Annotated in this window: 20 protein-coding genes; 11 read left to right on the top strand and 9 right to left on the bottom strand. The window is 66.7% G+C overall.

All coding sequences use genetic code 11. The features are described from left to right. Nucleotides 1-49: 49 nt before the first annotated feature. Entirely contained in the window at nt 50-229 is a 180-nt protein-coding gene (locus tag BMX17_RS07110; RefSeq protein WP_092658794.1) for a DUF7836 family putative zinc-binding protein, read from the top strand. On the opposite strand, the gene BMX17_RS07105 is transcribed toward BMX17_RS07110, so the two are convergent. Next, nucleotides 226-630: a translation initiation factor IF-2 subunit beta gene (locus BMX17_RS07105; RefSeq protein ID WP_092658793.1), complete on the bottom strand. Its 405-nt coding sequence runs from the start codon at nt 628-630 to the stop codon at nt 226-228. The genes BMX17_RS07110 and BMX17_RS07105 overlap by 4 nt on opposite strands. Nucleotides 631-852: 222 nt before the next feature. Here BMX17_RS07105 and BMX17_RS07100 point away from each other — a divergent pair, with 222 nt between their 5' ends. Beyond that, nucleotides 853-1089: a UPF0058 family protein gene (locus BMX17_RS07100; RefSeq protein WP_092658792.1), complete on the top strand. Its 237-nt coding sequence runs from the start codon at nt 853-855 to the stop codon at nt 1087-1089. Between the two features lie 89 nt (nt 1090-1178). On the opposite strand, the gene BMX17_RS07095 is transcribed toward BMX17_RS07100, so the two are convergent. Next, nucleotides 1179-1670 carry a DUF555 domain-containing protein gene (locus BMX17_RS07095; RefSeq protein WP_092658791.1) on the bottom strand — a complete coding sequence of 164 codons (492 nt, stop codon included), beginning with the start codon at nt 1668-1670 and terminating at the stop codon, nt 1179-1181. Between the two features lie 142 nt (nt 1671-1812). Here BMX17_RS07095 and BMX17_RS07090 point away from each other — a divergent pair, with 142 nt between their 5' ends. The 6 genes from BMX17_RS07090 (at nt 1813) to BMX17_RS07065 (ending at nt 6192) form a co-directional block, all read left to right on the top strand. Beyond that, on the top strand, nt 1813-2721 hold the full coding sequence (locus BMX17_RS07090) for a DNA-3-methyladenine glycosylase family protein (RefSeq protein ID WP_092658790.1): 909 nt from the start codon (nt 1813-1815) through the stop codon (nt 2719-2721). 36 nt (nt 2722-2757) lie between these two features. Beyond that, entirely contained in the window at nt 2758-3036 is a 279-nt protein-coding gene (locus BMX17_RS07085; RefSeq protein ID WP_092658789.1) for an acylphosphatase, read from the top strand. A gap of 2 nt (nt 3037-3038) precedes the next feature. After that, nucleotides 3039-4475 (top strand): NAD(P)H-hydrate dehydratase, encoded by a 1437-nt coding sequence (locus BMX17_RS07080; RefSeq protein WP_170845352.1) that lies wholly within the window; start codon nt 3039-3041, stop codon nt 4473-4475. After that, nucleotides 4468-5022 (top strand): cyclic pyranopterin monophosphate synthase MoaC, encoded by a 555-nt coding sequence (moaC, locus tag BMX17_RS07075; RefSeq protein ID WP_092658787.1) that lies wholly within the window; start codon nt 4468-4470, stop codon nt 5020-5022. Before BMX17_RS07080 ends, moaC begins: the two co-directional genes overlap by 8 nt. A 115-nt stretch (nt 5023-5137) precedes the next feature. Next, the gene (locus BMX17_RS07070) at nt 5138-5956 is read left to right on the top strand and encodes a M48 family metallopeptidase (protein WP_092658786.1); all 819 of its coding nucleotides are present in this window, start codon (nt 5138-5140) and stop codon (nt 5954-5956) included. After that, nucleotides 5956-6192: a hypothetical protein gene (locus BMX17_RS07065; RefSeq protein WP_244514945.1), complete on the top strand. Its 237-nt coding sequence runs from the start codon at nt 5956-5958 to the stop codon at nt 6190-6192. Before BMX17_RS07070 ends, BMX17_RS07065 begins: the two co-directional genes overlap by 1 nt. Here BMX17_RS07065 and hflX read toward each other — a convergent pair. Further along, nucleotides 6189-7499, bottom strand: coding sequence for a GTPase HflX (gene hflX / locus BMX17_RS07060; RefSeq protein ID WP_092658784.1), 1311 nt, complete (start codon nt 7497-7499; stop codon nt 6189-6191). The two genes, BMX17_RS07065 and hflX, sit on opposite strands and share 4 nt — an antisense overlap. Before the next feature lie 168 nt (nt 7500-7667). Between hflX and BMX17_RS07055 the strand changes: the two genes are divergently transcribed. Beyond that, nucleotides 7668-8003, top strand: a complete 336-nt coding sequence (locus BMX17_RS07055; protein ID WP_092658783.1) for an FUN14 domain-containing protein — start codon at nt 7668-7670, stop codon at nt 8001-8003. 9 nt (nt 8004-8012) lie between these two features. Here the strand turns inward: BMX17_RS07055 and BMX17_RS07050 are convergent, their stop codons facing one another. From BMX17_RS07050 to BMX17_RS07025, 6 genes are all read right to left on the bottom strand, one after another. Then, the gene (locus tag BMX17_RS07050) at nt 8013-9092 is read right to left on the bottom strand and encodes a motility-associated ABC transporter substrate-binding family protein (protein WP_092658782.1); all 1080 of its coding nucleotides are present in this window, start codon (nt 9090-9092) and stop codon (nt 8013-8015) included. Then, a complete protein-coding gene (locus BMX17_RS07045; RefSeq protein ID WP_092658781.1) occupies nt 9085-10017 on the bottom strand; it encodes a S49 family peptidase in 933 nt (310 codons plus the stop codon). Before BMX17_RS07045 ends, BMX17_RS07050 begins: the two co-directional genes overlap by 8 nt. A gap of 126 nt (nt 10018-10143) precedes the next feature. Beyond that, nucleotides 10144-10869: a ribosome assembly factor SBDS gene (locus tag BMX17_RS07040; protein ID WP_092658780.1), complete on the bottom strand. Its 726-nt coding sequence runs from the start codon at nt 10867-10869 to the stop codon at nt 10144-10146. Nucleotides 10870-10983: 114 nt separating this feature from the next. Next, a complete protein-coding gene (gene psmA / locus BMX17_RS07035) occupies nt 10984-11772 on the bottom strand; it encodes an archaeal proteasome endopeptidase complex subunit alpha (RefSeq protein WP_092658779.1) in 789 nt (262 codons plus the stop codon). A gap of 2 nt (nt 11773-11774) precedes the next feature. Beyond that, complete coding sequence (locus BMX17_RS07030; RefSeq protein WP_092658778.1) at nt 11775-12251, bottom strand: Rpp14/Pop5 family protein; 477 nt, start codon at nt 12249-12251, stop codon at nt 11775-11777. Further along, nucleotides 12248-12883 carry a class I SAM-dependent methyltransferase gene (locus tag BMX17_RS07025; RefSeq protein WP_092658777.1) on the bottom strand — a complete coding sequence of 212 codons (636 nt, stop codon included), beginning with the start codon at nt 12881-12883 and terminating at the stop codon, nt 12248-12250. The genes BMX17_RS07030 and BMX17_RS07025 overlap by 4 nt, the downstream gene beginning before the upstream one ends. Before the next feature lie 144 nt (nt 12884-13027). Between BMX17_RS07025 and BMX17_RS07020 the strand changes: the two genes are divergently transcribed. Beyond that, nucleotides 13028-14032 (top strand): nicotinate-nucleotide--dimethylbenzimidazole phosphoribosyltransferase, encoded by a 1005-nt coding sequence (locus BMX17_RS07020; protein WP_092658776.1) that lies wholly within the window; start codon nt 13028-13030, stop codon nt 14030-14032. Further along, a complete protein-coding gene (locus BMX17_RS07015) occupies nt 14029-15339 on the top strand; it encodes a cobyrinic acid a,c-diamide synthase (RefSeq protein ID WP_092658775.1) in 1311 nt (436 codons plus the stop codon). Before BMX17_RS07020 ends, BMX17_RS07015 begins: the two co-directional genes overlap by 4 nt. Nucleotides 15340-15809: the final 470 nt, after the last annotated feature.

The raw sequence follows: 15809 nt of genomic DNA, 5'->3' as shown, positions 1-15809 counted from the left end.
CGAACCAGCGACAACCTTTTTGACTCTGCCGCTTGTCAACAGGGCACACATGACCGAGACCTACGTCCGGTTGCTCTGCCCGGAGTGCAAGAAGGGGTGGGAGTCCTCGCCCACCGATCTGCCCTCACACAAGCGGACGTTTCACTGCCCGAACTGCCACGCGAGCCGGCGGCTGGCGGAGTTCACCCGAACTGAACACGATCTGGAGACGCTGAAGACGCTGAGTTAGCCGCTCGTCGAGGAGATCGCACCGCAGGCCTCACACCGCAGTACCAGCGCCCCGCGCTCCCGTTCGAGTTTCGTATCGGGCAGTCCACACTCCGAACAGAGGACGAACTCGTCGACGTACTCGTCGAGCGCATCCTGGATACGACTCTGGCGGAACTCCCCCGTCAGCCGCGCGCGCCCGCTCTCGTCGATGTGGCCGCTCGTCCCGAGTTCGTCCTGGAGGAACTTCATCACGTGATCGTCCTCGCGCCCGAGGCGTGACGTCGTGTCCTGGAAGTTCTCGTAGACGGTCATGTTCCCCTCCTGTCGGACCTCCGGCTCGGGAACGTCGAACCGGTCGCTGTTGCCCTCGATGTCGGGAGTCTGTTCCATCGCCCGGTCGAGTTGGTCCTCGTAGTCCATATCGGACCATGCCGTGCGCGAGCCAAAAACCTTTCAACCGATCGCGCGCCAGCCGCCACCCCGAAAATACACCGATCGTCGGGGAGTAAACAACTCGTTGCCGGTTTCGGGCCGGTTGCGAATCACTTGAAAACCCGTGTATGGACGGCGCTACGCAAGGGCCGTGTGTTAACGGGCCTCAGAGTAGTACTATAACCCTTCAGTTGTAACGCATGGGTGACCATGAAAAAGCAGGAGCTCATCCATCTTCACGGCCTGCTTGCACAGGTGCAGAACCACTACGAAGAGCGGACAGGTAACGAGGTCGAACACGACGAGTACGAGCGCGTAAGCGTTCGACCGACCTCGATCCATATGTCGAAAGACGACCACAAGGACGCCGTCTTCGCGCTGGCCGGGGGCATCGTCTCCGAGATGGGCGAAGAGAAGTCCGAGCAGGTTCCAGCCGCCGCCGACTGAGCTGTCTCTCCGTTCTCGCGATACCCACAGCCCCGGAGCGACGGCTACAGACGTAGCTCCGATAGAACCTTATCCGCCGAAAAACGGCGCTATTCGTCGATGAGCTCCTCGAACTCCGGTAACACTTTTCCGTCCTCACCCTCCCGCTCGCCGATGTCCGTGTCCGACGTAATCTCGTCCGCTGTCGTTTCGGTCTCGGTCGTCTCCGGCTCGGACTCTTCGGTATCGTCTTCGTCCGTCTCCTCGTCGATGGGTTCGATCTCGAGGACATCCAGTGGGATGTTCTCCAGGCGCTGCCCGATCTCTTTGCGAGCGATCCGTGCGGCGTGCTCCTCGCGCTCTACGTTGAAGACTGTCATCTCCAGTTCCAGCGCGACCAGACTCTCGTCGGCGGCGATGAAGGCTGGTTCCTGTTCCTCGCCGCAGTGGGGACAGGAGCGCTGTCCCATGTTGATCTCGACGTAGTTGAGATCGGGGTTGAGCATCTCACCGGTTTTCGAGATGGCGATCCGGACCGCCTCGTCCGGTGTTTCGACGTCGTAGACCGGAACTGCGGCCTCTACGACAACTCTGCAGTTCATAATTTGCTGTTAGCTGTCCAACGGTAAGAAGATTGGTGTCCGTTCACGCGGTATTCAGTGCCTTCTCACGGTGGCCACCCCCGCTCCGTCGGCGACATCGAACTCGAAACCCCCAAGCCGGTCCGATCCCTTCCAACCGACGATGCAACGCGGCCGAATCGACGCGACGACGCTCGCTGGTGGCGTCGATCTCCAGTCGACCGTCGAGAGCGGCCAGTCGTACCTGTGGGCCCGCGAGGACGGCACCACCTACGAGGCCGATCGGGCACACGGCGGCGACGCCTGGTACTGGACCACGATCCGACCCGACAACCGGAGCGAGCCCGCCGTCCTCCGGGTCCGAGGGACCGACGGCGCGCTGGAGTGGGAGTCACACGTCGACGCCGAGCCTCACCTCCGGGACCTGCTCCGACTCGACGACGACCTCGACGCCATCCGCGAGGCGACGCCCGGGGACCGACTGCTCCGGGCGGCCTTCGAGACCTATCGCGGGATGCGGCTGGTTCGGGACCCACCCTTCGGCGCGCTGATCTCGTTCATTTGCTCGGCGCAGATGCGTGTCGGTCGCATCCACGATATGCAGATGGCGCTCCGTCGGGAGTTCGGCGTGCCAGTCGAGTTCGACGGCGAGACGTACCGCGCCTATCCGACGCCGGAAGCGCTAGCCGAGGCCACGGAGGCCCAACTCCGCGAGGTAGGCCTGGGTTACCGCGCCCCATACGTCCAGCGGAGCGCGGAGATGGTCGCCGAGGGGACGGCCCACCCCGCTGAAGCACGGCGCTTGCCCTACGAGGACGCTCGCGAGTATCTCACACAGTTCGTCGGCGTCGGCGAGAAGGTGGCCGACTGCGTGTTGCTGTTCTCGCTCGACTTCCTGGAAGCGGTTCCTCTCGACACGTGGATCCGGACGACCATCGAGGAGTACTACCCCGACTGCGACCGGGGGTCCTACGCCGAGACCTCGCGGGCGATTCGGGCGGCCTTCGGCGACGAGTACGCCGGTTACGTCCAGACGTACGTCTTCCACTACCTCCGGAACGGCGGCGAGTGACCAAGGTTTTCGTCGGCGGCGAGAGAAGGGTTGGCTATGAGCGAACGCGTCCGCGCACACGTCCACGTCACCGGGAAAGTACAGGGGGTCTACTACCGGGCGAACACACGCGACACCGCCCGCGAAACGGGCCTCGACGGCTGGGTCCGCAACCTGGACGACGGCCGCGTCGAGGCCGTCTTCGAGGGCCCGGAGGGGGACGTGGATGCGATGGTCGAGTGGTGTCACGACGGGAGTCCCCGAGCGCGGGTCGACGACGTAGCAGTCGAGTACGGGGACCCGGAGGGCCTGGACGGCTTCGAGGTGAAGTGGTGATGATGGGCGTCGAAGACCAGGCCGTCCTCGACGAGAACGCCGCGGCGCTGGGCGTTCCCCGGAAACAGCTGATGGAGTCGAGCGGCAACGCCGTCGCTCGGGTCGTCCGCGATGTGGCCGAGTCCGGCAGGGAAGTCGCCGTCGTCGCGGGTCGGGGGAACAACGGCGGCGACGCCTTCGTCACGGCTCGCTTTCTGAAAGCCTACGACGTGACCGTCCACCTGCTGGGTCGCGCCGAGACCATCACGACCGACATCGCCCGGGAGAACTGGGACGCACTCCAGCGCGCCGCGGTCGACGCCCGCGAGGTCCGTGACTCGACCGACCTCGATCTCGGCGACCCGGACGTTGTGATCGACGCGATGTTGGGCACCGGCGTCACTGGCGCGCTCCGGGAACCGGAAGCGACGGCGGCCGAGCGCATCGGCGAGACCGATGCCACGGTCGTCGCCGTCGACGTCCCCTCGGGGATCGACGCCGACACCGGCGAGGCCGCGGGGGCGGCTGTCGACGCCGATCACGTCGTCACCTTCCACGACGACAAGCCCGGCCTGGCCGAGATAGACGCCGAGGTGACCGTCGCGGACATCGGCATCCCGGAGGCGGCCGAACGGTTCGTCGAACGCGGCGATCTGCGCCGGCTCTCCCGGGACCCACAGAGCCACAAGGGCGACCACGGCGAAGTGCTGGTGATCGGCGGGGGCCCCTACACCGGCGCGCCGGCCCTCACCGCGCAGGCCGCGTTCCGGGCCGGGGCCGACCTCGTGCGGGTGGCCTGTCCCTCCTCGGTCGCTCGCGAGGTCCAGAGTTTCTCCGAAGGCATCATCGTCCGGCCGTTCACGGGTGACCTGCTCGAACCGGGCCACGTCGACCAGTTGCTGGATCGGGCCGTCGAACACGACGTGATCGTGATCGGTCCCGGCCTCGGAAACGCGAAAGGGACGCTCGAAGCCGTCGGGGAGTTCCTCGCCGAGTTCGACGGGCGGGCCGTGATCGACGCCGACGCCCTGCAGGTCGTCCCCGAGGTCGACACCGACGCGACCCTGCTCTGTACGCCCCACCAAGGCGAGCTTCGGACGATGGGCGGCGAGACCGACGCCGACTGGGAGACGCGCACCGCTCTGGTCGAGTCCTTCGCCGCCGACCTCGACCAGACGCTTCTCGTCAAAGGTGCCTACGACGTGATCAGCGACGGCGAGACGACTCGCGTCAACCGGACGGGCAATCCCGGCATGACCGTCGGCGGCACCGGCGACGTGCTCGCGGGCGCATCGAGCGCACTGCTGGCCACGCAAGAGCCGATCCACGCCGGCGCTATCGCCGCCTACGCTAACGGTCGGGCCGGCGACCTCGCGGTCGAGGAGTACGGCCACGGGCTGGTCGCGCCAGACCTCGTGGACGCGCTACCGACGGCGCTGTGGGGTGAGACCGATGAGTGACGAGACCGGAGACCGTGACGTAGCAGACGACGAGGACCCCCTCGACGAAGTCGGGGCAACCGCTGTGGAGGGCAGCGAGGAGTTGACCCACACGGACGACGAGGGCGACGTGCAGATGGTCGACGTGAGCGACAAACCCGACACGGAGCGCCGGGCGGTCGCTCGCGGGGAAATCGGGCTCCAGCCCTCGACGATCGAGTCGATCCGGGACGATCAGGTCGAGAAGGGCGACGTGCTTGCGACGGCTCGGATCGGCGCGATTCAGGCGGTCAAACACACCTGGGAGACGATCCCGATGTGTCACCAGATCCCGATCACGAACGTCGACTGCGAGTTCGACGTGCGCGAGGAGCGGGTGATCGCGACCGTCGCGGTCGAGACCACTGGCAAGACGGGCTGTGAGATGGAGGCCCTGGAGGGCGTGACGACGGGCCTGAACGTCGTCTGGGACATGGTCAAAGCGGCGGAAAAAGACGACGACGGGCAGTACCCCGACACGGCGATCCGGGACGTGCGAGTGGTGGAGAAGCGAAAGCAAGAGCTGTAGCGGCGGCCGAACCGGTAGCCAGCCGCTCGACCCCGTTCTGGGCCTTGGAGTACTTTGTGGTTCCCTCCCCGACCACGAAACATAAGTTCGCGAACGACGAACTATCAGCACAGCAATGCGCAACCTAGGACTCAAGGTGCGAATGGCGATCGTCGGCTCGATCCTGTTCGCCTTCTACACCATCGCGATATCGTTCTTTTACCTGACATTCCAGGTACCGATACCGCTACTGATCGGGCTGAGCGTCGTCTTCGTCTTCGCCCAGTACAAGATCAGCAAGTGGTTCACGCTCCGGTCGCTGAAGGGGCAGGAACTGCCCGAGGACCAGTTCCGGGAACTCCACCGCTTCGTCGAGCAGACCAGTCGAGACATGGGGATCGAAAAGCCCGATCTCTACCTCGTCGAGATGGGCGTCCCCAACGCCTTCGCGCTGGGTCGCCGGGGGAACGGGACCGTCGCGGTCTCCCGTGAACTGCTCGGCGTGCTCGAACAGGACGAGGTCGAGGGCGTCGTCGCCCACGAACTGGCCCACCTTCAGAACCGTGACTCGATCATCATGCAACTGGGGCAGGGGATCGCCTCCATCATCGGCTTCGCCGCGTACTTCGCGGTGCTCATGTCGGGTGACAACGAACTCGTGGACATCTTCATCGGCATGATCGTGAGTAACATCGCACAGATGCTGGTGATGGTCTTCGTGTTCGCCGTCTCCCGACACCGCGAGTTCGTCGCCGACCGCGACGCCGCAGAGGTTCTCGGTCGTGGTGACCCGCTCGCCCGTGCGCTGGAGAAAATCTCGTCGAACGCCAGTCGGGCCGAGCCGACCCCCGAAGCCAAGGAGGTCAACGCGCTCTGTATCTTCGGGAGCGACACCAGCCTGCTGTCGACCCACCCATCCACCGAGAAGCGTATCGAACGCCTCCGCAGCTACTGATGGTCGCCCGCGAGCTCATCGCGGCCGTCCTCGGCGTCGGCTTCGGACTCGTACTCGTCGCCTTCCCACAGGCGTTCATCCGGTCGTGGACCGCCGGCCGTCGCCGACCCGACCGCACCGGCGGCGAGTACGGCGAGGACGGGACGTTCGAGGACAAGTGGCTCTGGGTGGTTCGCGGTCTCGGCGCGGTCGTGGCACTGATCGGTCTCGGATTCGGTGCGACGCTGTACCTCTAGGCCGACTCGGCGGCCACGAGGTCGCCCGCCTTGGCCCGTGACTGCTCGACGACCTTCGGCCGGGCCTCGAACTCGATTATCACCTGTTCGCCGTAGTCGACCTCGTCGACGTGGGCGTGATTGTGGATCCACGAGACCACGCTCATAGTGTCGTCGGTCATCGGCATCACGAGGCGTTCGCGCTCGAACGGCGGGAGTTCGCGGTCGATGCGATCCCTGAGAGCGTCGACGTTTGCGCCCTCCTTCGCGCTGATCGCCACCGGATTCGGAGCCAGCGCCGACAGCGCCTCCCGTTTGCGTTCGAGTTCCTCGTCGTCCACCCGATCGATCTTGTTCAGGACCGTGACGATGGGTGCCTGGTTACGCTCCGAGAGCGTGTCGTGGCAGGTGACGAGTTTCTCGCGCATCTCCTCGATGGGTTCGCTCACGTCGACCACGAGCAACACCAGATCCGCGCGGTAGACCGCATCGAGCGTCGACTTGAACGACTCGACCAGCCAGTGAGGGAGGTCCGTGATGAACCCCACCGTGTCGGTCACCAGCACGTCCCGGCGATCCATCTCGGCTTTCCGGGTGGTGGTGCCAAGCGTCGTGAACAGACGGTCCTCGCTCTCGGCGGTCGTGTCGAGGTCGGGATGCAACTCCTCGTTCTCGTCGATGTCGAGGTCCTCGGCCAGCCGACGCAACAGGGTCGATTTGCCGGCGTTGGTGTAGCCCGCCATCGCCACGAGGTCGAAGCCGGACTCGCGGCGCTGTTCGCGCCGGTGTTGCTCGGTCTGCTCGATATCTTCGAGTTCGTCCCGGATGCGAGAGATGCGGGCCTTGATGTCCCGTTCCCGGCTCTCGTCGTACTCGCCCAGCCCCATGAACCCGGGCCGTTCCTCGCGTTTGGCGAGGCTGGCCTTGGCCTCGGCGCGGGGCAGTTCGTACCGCAACTCCGCGAGTTCGACCTGGAGCTGTGCCTTCCGGGTCTGTGCCCGCTGGCCGAAGATCTCGAGGATGAGGCGGAACCGATCGATCACCCGCGTGTCCTCGGGGAGGACGTTGCCGAGGTTGTACGTCTGGTAGGGGCCAAGCTGGTTGTCGAAGATGACGACCGTCGCGTCCTCGCGGACCGCCGTCGTCGCGATGGTCTCGGCTTTCCCCTCCCCGACGTGCATCGCGGGGTCCTCGGTTCGAGTCTGGGTGACTTCACCCACGACCTCGTACCCGGCCGCCCGGGCCAGGTCCCGAATCTCACTCGTGTCGGCCGTTCCCGAGTCCACGCGCTTGGCGATGACCGCTCGCTCCGTATGGTTCGCCGTCACTCGTCCGAACCTACGGCGCGATGCTATTTAAACACAGGGCCACCACCCACCGACACGTCCTGTCGGTCCCACGGGATATGCCAGCCGGCGGTCGCGTCTGACGGACGGCAGCGGTGCGCAGACGGGCACAAAAGTCTTATACTGGCGTACTCAGTTAGCTGATGTGACATGGTAGATCCAACGTTGCTACAGGTCGCCGGGCTGGACCCCCAGCAGATCGGCCTCGAGGTCGGGGGCGGCGCGGTCATCGGTGGCGTCATCGGCTTCGCCGCCAAGAAGGTCGCCAAGATCATCGCCATCATCGTCGGCCTCGAACTGGCCCTGTTCAAGTTCCTCGAAACCAAGGGTGTCCTCCAGGTCAACTGGGGTGCGATCACCGGCGCGGCGAGCGACGGCGCGGATCAGGCGGCGGAGGCACCTGGCTGGATCATGAGCCTGCTCGCCGCACTCCCGGTGACGGCGGGCTTCAGCGGCGGCTTCCTGGTCGGCTTCAAAAAAGGATAACCCGGATTTTCAGGGTGCTGCCGGCGTCGCCGTCGTCGGTGGCGTGGTGTCGTTCGTCGGTGGTTGGCCGGCCGACGGCGGACGTGGCTGGCCCGGCCTCGGCGGAACGCCCGAACGCTGTGTCTCCGGCATCGGTTTCGGCTCTTTGTCACCGGACACGAGGAACGCGGCGAGGTTACCGGTCAGCACCTCGTTGTCCGCATACTGGTAGTTCGAGGGCGTCAGGAACGACGTATCGCCGATCAGTGCGACGTTGCCGTTGACCGCGGCGACGGGATACTCGCCCTGCTGTCGAGTCGTCGACAGCGCGGTGCGATCGGTGGCCGACAGCGCCACCGAGGCATCGCCGCCGACGGCGACCTCCGTCGCCCGGTCGAACAGCACTCTGTCCACGCCCTCGGTGAGCGGGCCGTCACCGGACGCGGTGGCGTAGACGTTCTGGAAGTTGTTCCCGTTCTCGTACATGTTGTACAGGTAGCCCGTCGACAGGCTCATGCCGAACCGGGAGGACAGCGGCGTCATCTGGCTCGTGGCGGTCGGTCTCGGTGCGGGACCGAACAGGCTGACGACAGCCGGACTGGGTGACGTGGGCTCGCCCAGCAGGGCGACGCGACCGCCGCGGTCGGCGAAGTCGGCGATACCCCGCCGCGCCGCGTCTGTGAAGGGTTGACTGGGCGATATTACGACGAACGCGTCCGCGTCACGAAGCGACTGGTTGAGCGGACTGCTCGACCCGGGACCGGCCGAGGGCGGTGCACCGCGGGATCCGCCACCGCCGTGGAATCGAACCTCGTAGCCCTGCGCGACCAGCGCGTCCACCATCGGTTCGATCTCCTCGCGGTCGAAGTCGTTGCCGTGTGCCCGGTCGATCAGAACGACCTTCTCGCCACTGCTGGCGTCGATACTGACCGACCCATTCTGGCTCAGGTCCTGTGGGACGATCTCCCCGGGCTCGAACGAGGCCGGGTTCTGCGGTCTCGGGTTCGCGTCCCCGCCCGGCGAAGCGACCAGAGGGACGGCCGCTGCGACGGCCAGCACGAGCACTAACACGAGCGCGAAGACGCCGACGAGTTTCGGAACGTTAGCCATCGGCGCTCACCTCCCCGCGCTCGGGTACCCCGTACAGGGCCAGATAGTGCGGCGTCTCGACACCCTGATAATCGAACGGCGATTGCTCGACGACGACCGTCCGGGTTGCAGAGTCGTTCCTGACGGAATCCTGACTACCGAGGACGATCCCGAGGCCGGGCTGTTCCGGCGGGTCCATCCGGGTGACGGCGTAGTCTTCGAGGTCGGCGTTGTCGGCGGCGCGCTGGATCGCTGCGTCGGTGCCGCCGATCTCGTCGGCCACGCCGTTGCGCTGGGCGACCGACCCGGCGTAGACCTTCGCGTAGGACAGTTCCTCCCGGCTCAGGTCGAGGCGGTCGCCGCGTTCGTTCATGACGGTCGTGACGAACTGCCGTCTGAGCATCTCGACACGGTCGCGGAACTCGGCTTGCGTCCCGCCAGCGCCCTTGTCCGGACCCGTGATGATCCGACTCCCGGCCGCGCCACCGGCAGGTTGGGAGCCGATGACACCCACGCTCCCGACGATGGATCCGGGTGTCACGTAGATGCGGCTGGCGGGCATCATCGCCCAGTACGCGCCCGAAGCACCCTGCCCGTTGACGCTCGCGACCACGGGGATGCCGGCCGCTCTCGTTCTGTTCACCGCGAGGTAGAGCGCCTCGCTCGCGGGGACTGTGCCACCGGGGCTGTCGACGTCCAAGACGACAGCCTCGATCGAGTCGTTTCGACGGGCCTCGCGCAGGTTCGCGCTGATCTGGTCCGACGTGGAACTCGTGATCGGCCCCTCGATCGGGACCACCGCAACCGAATCCGGCGTGTCCTGGCCGGCCCCCTGCGTGAGGCGCATCGCCTGGGGAGCCAGAAACACACCGATCAGGACGGCGGCGACCGCGACCGCCACGTACAGCCACGTGGGGGTCCCGCCCGCCTTATCTTCTGCTGACATGATGCAGGCCGACCCTCGGGGCACTCACTTAGAAGGTTTACTAAACTAACAACTGGTTGCCGAGCGTTTCCGGACACGGAACGGATTCGTCGCCAGTAATACGTCAGGCAGGCTGTCAGCTCATTCTCAGCGCGTCGGGATGTCGTCCTCGTCGGAGATGATCCGGGTCTCGGCCTCCCCGCTCGTGTGTTCGTTCACCACGTCGTAGAACTCGTTTTGCATACCGGCTGGGAAGGTGATGACGCCGACCCAGGAGCCGTCGGCCTGCCACTCCTCGCGTTCGAGGTCGCCGAACTGTCGGATCTGGGCCTGGGCCGACCCGGCGTAGTCGGCGGGCACCTGCACCGCGACGGTCATCTCGTCGAACCGGATCGGGATCACCGGCCGAAGGAGGTCGAGTGCCTCGTCGACCTGGTTCTCGACGGGCTCCATCGGGTCGATCTTGAACCCCGCCTCTTCGAGGGCGTTCTCGATGCGTTCGGGCGGGTGTGGAGCGTCGTCCATCTGCGGGTTGACGGCGTTGCGCGTGATGTGCTGGACGAGCTGTTTGTGTTTCTGTTCCTGCATCTCCTTGCGCTGTTCGGCCGTGATCTGGATCTCGCCGTCTTCGACGACCTGCGGAATGATCTCCAGTGGGTCGGTAGTGTCGAAGACCTCTTCGAGGGCGTCCTCCGGCGGGCGGTCGCCACGGGAGGCGTCCTCGAACACGTCCTCGGCAGCGATGACGTCTTCCAGTTCGCCGTCGAACTCGCCGCGCTTGATCGCGAGCGCCGCGTCCGGATCGATCAACACCTCGAATCGTTCCCCGTGGGACTCCAGTCGGGCCGTCACCGCCTCGTCGAGCGAAATCATACCCGAGGGTTGTGTGGCCCGGTTAAAAGGTGTTTCCCGGTTCCCGACCGGAGTTTTCGTGGTGTGGCGGCGAGAAATCGTGGTCGACTGGGCTGTCGACGGCCCGTGACGACGCTACTCCTCGGTGGTCTCGTCGCCCGTCTCGTCGTCGCCTTCGGCGGCCTCCTCGTCGGCCAGCAGGTCCAGATCGACGAGGTAGTCCTCGACCTCGTCGTCGGCGAGCCGGCTGAACTCCCGGTCGTCGAGACCGACGGTCGCCAGCCCGACGGCCTCGGGTCGGAGGGCGTCGTCGTTGACCGAGCCAAGCGCCGAAAGCGCCAGCCCGACGGCATCGTCCAGATCGATCCCTTCGTCGTAGTGCTCCTCGAGGTAATCCCGGACCTCGCCGCGGTCGGCACCGACGGCCAGTGCCTTCCACTCGTAGGGCGTCCCCGAGGGATCGGTCTCGAACAGACGCGGCTCGCCGTCGGCGTCGATGCCGCCGATGATGAGCGCGACGCCGAACGGGCGTGCGCCGCCGATCTGGGTGTACTGCTGGATGTGGTCGGTAACGTCCTTCGTCAGCGTCTCCACGCCGATTGGCTCGCCGAAGCGCAGCTGGTTGACCTGGGCGTTGCGACGCGCGAAGTCGATCAACTGGCGGGCGTCGGCGACGTGGCCGGCACTGGCGATTCCGATGTGGTCGTCGGCCTTGTGCAACTTCTCGACGCTCGACCGTTCCATCAGCGGCGATCGGATACGCTTGTCGACCGCGAGGACGACGCCGTCGGCGGCGCGGATGCCGATCGAGGCGGTCCCGCGCTTGACGGCTTCGCGTGCGTACTCGACCTGATAGAGGCGGCCGTCCGGGGAGAAGATGGTGATCCCCCGGTCGTAGGCCTGCTGTTGTGATTGTCCCTGCATGGTTACAAATCGAGTGTGGTCGCGCCCGCGAACGCCGATTCGAGCCGGACGTCGGCGCGGCCGTCCCGCACCACCGCCGTCCGCTCGGCGTCCTCGAAGCCGACCGTTCTCTCTGTGATGATTTCCGGAGCGCTTCGTATATACTTTTCTTCACAGGCACGGACGGTCCCGCTCACGCCTGCCACTCGCAGGCCGACTGGCTGTCCGTCGATGTCTTCGACCGCCGCCACCGCGGCCCGGGCCCGGTCGACCTCGTCCCGGCGGGTCCGCACCGCCGCCCAGCCGTCGCCGTCCGCGAACGAGAAGCGAACCACCGTCAGGTCCACGTCCGCGCTCGCCGCGTCGCCCAGCAGGTTCTGGGCGGCGTACCAGAGGTGGCGCTGAAAGTCCCCGCGGTCGAACTCGGCGTCGGGCCAGCCCTCGATGGCCACGGCCAGATAGCGCCAGCGCGGCCGCAGATGTTTCGGGAGGTGTTTCATCTGTCCTGGGGTACGACAGCCCGTTCGGCGGGGACTCGTTCCGCGACCAGCACGCCGACCTGATCGTGGACTCGCTCGACTCTCGTCAGCGCGAACCCGCCGTCGGTCAGGGCATCGGCCAACGTCCCGACCGTCGCCGGGTCGTCGACCTCGGGAGTGTAGAACGGGTCGTCGGGATCGGGTTCCCCGAAGAACATCACGTCACCGAGGACGAACCGGTCGGGGTCGAGGTCGGCGATCACCGCGATGGCCTCCCGTTTCTCGGCGTCGCTGAGGTGGTGCATCGCGAAGTTCGTCGTCACCACGTCGACCGGTTCGTCGACGTTGGGCTCGCGGAACCGTCCCTCGCCGAATGCGACGTTGTCGATCCCGCGCTCCGCGGCCTTCTCGCGGGCCCGGTCGAGCATTCCGTCGCTGATGTCCCGACCGATAACCCGACCCGCGTCGGGCGCGATCTGGAGGGCGATAGCGCCCGTGCCAGTCCCCAGGTCCAGCACGGTGTCGTCGGCCTCGGCCGCGGCGAGTTCGACGACCAGTCCCGCACAGGCGCGGTACTCGGGGGTCTCGTCGTCGTCGTAGGCCTCGGCCTTCTCGTCGAAGCGGGCGGCGTGTTCTTCGAGACTCTTCTTCATACTCGCGCCAGGGCGGGCCCGCCAAAAAGTCTGCTGACGGCGATGCGAGGCCGGACTCGACCCGCCGCTCCGACCGAACGAGTTAAAACTGAGTTGTGGTAACCACACTGGCATGGAACTTCGGGTGCGTCGTCCGTGCGGCTGATGCTCGTTGCAGGAACGACGCGGACGGCCGAGATCGACGGAATCAGCGCGGCCGGTGCGGATTCGGACCTGCTGGTCCACACGCCGAGCGCGGACGCGGAGATCGTCACGTACGGCGAGCCGATCCGCGCGCCGGTCGTCCCGGTGAGTCCGAGCGGCTGTCCGACGCCGGCGGTCGTCACGCGGGCCGTCAAGGAACTGATCGGACTGGACGTCACGGTGGTCGACGGCGGCCTCGCGGAGCCGACGGGCGCGCCGACCGTGACCGTCGGCGCTCGTCCCGGGGACGACGTTCGCGAGCAGGACCCGGTGTCGACCGCACCGGGCGCCCTCGCGGCGGCCCGGAAGTTCGGGCGGTCGATCCCCGACGACGAGGTGTATCTGGCCGAGACCGTCCCCGGCGGAACGACGACGGCGCTGGGCGTCCTTCGCGCGCTCGGTGAGGAACCGGTCGTCTCCTCGTCGCTCCCCCAGAATCCCCTGGCACTCAAACAGGAGGTGGTCGAGGAGGGGTTGCAGGCGAGTTCGCTCGACCCCGGCGACGCGGCGGACGAACCGGCCGTCGCGCTCCGGCGGATGGGCGACCCCGTGCTGGCGACGATCACCGGTCTGCTCGTGGGGCTGGTCGAGGGCGACACCGCGGTCACGCTCGCCGGCGGGACGCAACTGCTGACCGCCGCCGCGCTCGCCCGTCACGCCGGCATCGAGACCACCCTCCCGCTGGCGACCACCACGTTCGTCGCAGACGACGACAGCGTCGACCTGCGGGCGGCGGCCCGGGAGTTGAACGTCGACCTGACCGTCACCGACCCAGTGTTCGAGAACCGGGACCATCCGGCGATGAACGCCTACGTCGCCGGCGAGGCCAAGGAAGGGGTCGGCATGGGCGGCGCGCTGGCACTGGCCGACGCCGCCGGCATCCCGATGGCCGACGTGCGGGAGCGAATCGTCACCGTCTACGACCGTCTGCTCGACGGTCGGGAATCGCCCGAGCCGGAGACATGAGAGGGCTCGTCCTCGGCGGCACGAGTTCCGGGGTCGGCAAGACCGTGGCGACGCTGGCGGCCATCCGGGCGTTCGAGGACGCCGGGCACGCCGTCCAGCCCGCCAAGGCCGGCCCTGACTTCATCGACCCGAGCCATCACGCCGTCGTCGCCGACCGCCCGTCCCGGACGCTGGATACGTGGCTGGAAGGAACCGACGGGCTCCGGCGCAACTACCGCCGCGGCGAGGGCGACTTCTGTCTCGTCGAGGGTGTCATGGGCCTGTACGACGGCGACGGCTCCAGCACGGCGATGGTCGCCGAGGCCCTCGACCTGCCCGTCGTCCTGGTCGTCGACGCGAAGGCCGGCATGGAGAGCGTCGCGGCGACGGCGCTGGGTTTCCGGGAGTACGCCGCCCGCGCGAATCGGGACATCGACGTGGCCGGCGTGATCGCCCAGCGCGCCCACGGCGGCCGCCACGCAGAGGGGATCCGCGAGGCCCTGCCCGAGGAACTCACGTACTTCGGCCGGATTCCGCCGACGCCCGACCTGGAGATTCCGGATCGGCACCTCGGGCTGGAGATGGGCGACGAATCACCCGTCGACGCCGACGCACTCGCGGCCGCCGCCGATCACCTGCACGTGGCGGAACTGCTCGACACGGCGCGGGAACCGCCCGAACCCGAATCCGAGGGAGAGCGTCCCGCCGACCCGACCGACGCCCGGATCGCCGTCGCCGCCGACGACGCCTTCTGCTTTCGCTATCCGGCGACGCTCGAACGACTGCGGGACCGGGCGGAGGTGGTGACGTTCGCGCCGACGGCGGACGACGACCTGCCCGACTGCGACGGCGTCTACCTCCCCGGCGGCTACCCCGAACTCCACGTGTCGGAACTGGCCGCGAGTCCAGCCCTCGACACCCTCAACGACCGAGCCAGCGAGGGCCTGCCGATCCTCGGGGAGTGTGGCGGGCTGATGGCACTCGCCCAATCGCTGACGACGGCGGACGGCGAGACGGGCGAGATGGCTGGCGTCCTCCCCGCCGAGATCGAGATGCGCGACCGCTACCAGGCGCTCGATCACGTCGAGCTACGGGCCACGGAGGGGACGCTGACCGCCGACGCTGGGCAGTGCCTACGAGGGCACGAATTCCACTACAGCGAGGCGTCGGTGGGTCGGGACGCGCGGTTCGCCTTCGAGATGGAGCGGGGCGACGGCATCCACGGCGAGCGCGACGGGCTGACCGAGTACCGGACGCTTGGCACCTACGCCCACGTCCACGCCGAGAGCGGTGCCTTCGACCGGTTTCTGGATAGTATCGAAAGATAGTCACGGTTGCGCTGTCGGAATTCGAGTTCGCTCTCGAACGGCTGGCGGCCATTAGATCCTCGGCGTCACGTCGGTTGTAGTTGCGCCCGGTGACAGTTCTTACAAACACCATCTCGGAGGTCGGGAAAGTGTGATCCGCAGTACTGGCACTCCCAGTCGACGTTCCTGACCTTGGCAGGCTCCAACTGTGCTCGATTGCAGTTCTCACACACGCCGTCGTCCAGTTCGGAGAAATAGGAGCCACAGTACTGACACTCCCATTTTCCGCCTCTCACCTGCACCGGCTCTAACTGGGCCCGGTTGCAGCCCTCACACACGCCGTCATCCAGTTCGGAGAAGTGTGACCCGCAGTACTGACACTCCCAGTATTCCGTGTTCACCCGAGTCGGCTGTAATTGCGCTCGATTACAGCTCTTACAGACTCCGTCACCCAGATCGGAGAAGTGGGATCCACAGTACTGACACTCCCA

It is taken from the genome of Halorientalis persicus (assembly GCF_900110215.1).
GTDB classification, from domain to species: Archaea; Halobacteriota; Halobacteria; order Halobacteriales; family Haloarculaceae; genus Halorientalis; species Halorientalis persica.
The sequence above is the reverse complement of the archived record's forward strand: the minus strand, read 5'-3'. Positions and strand labels throughout refer to the sequence as shown.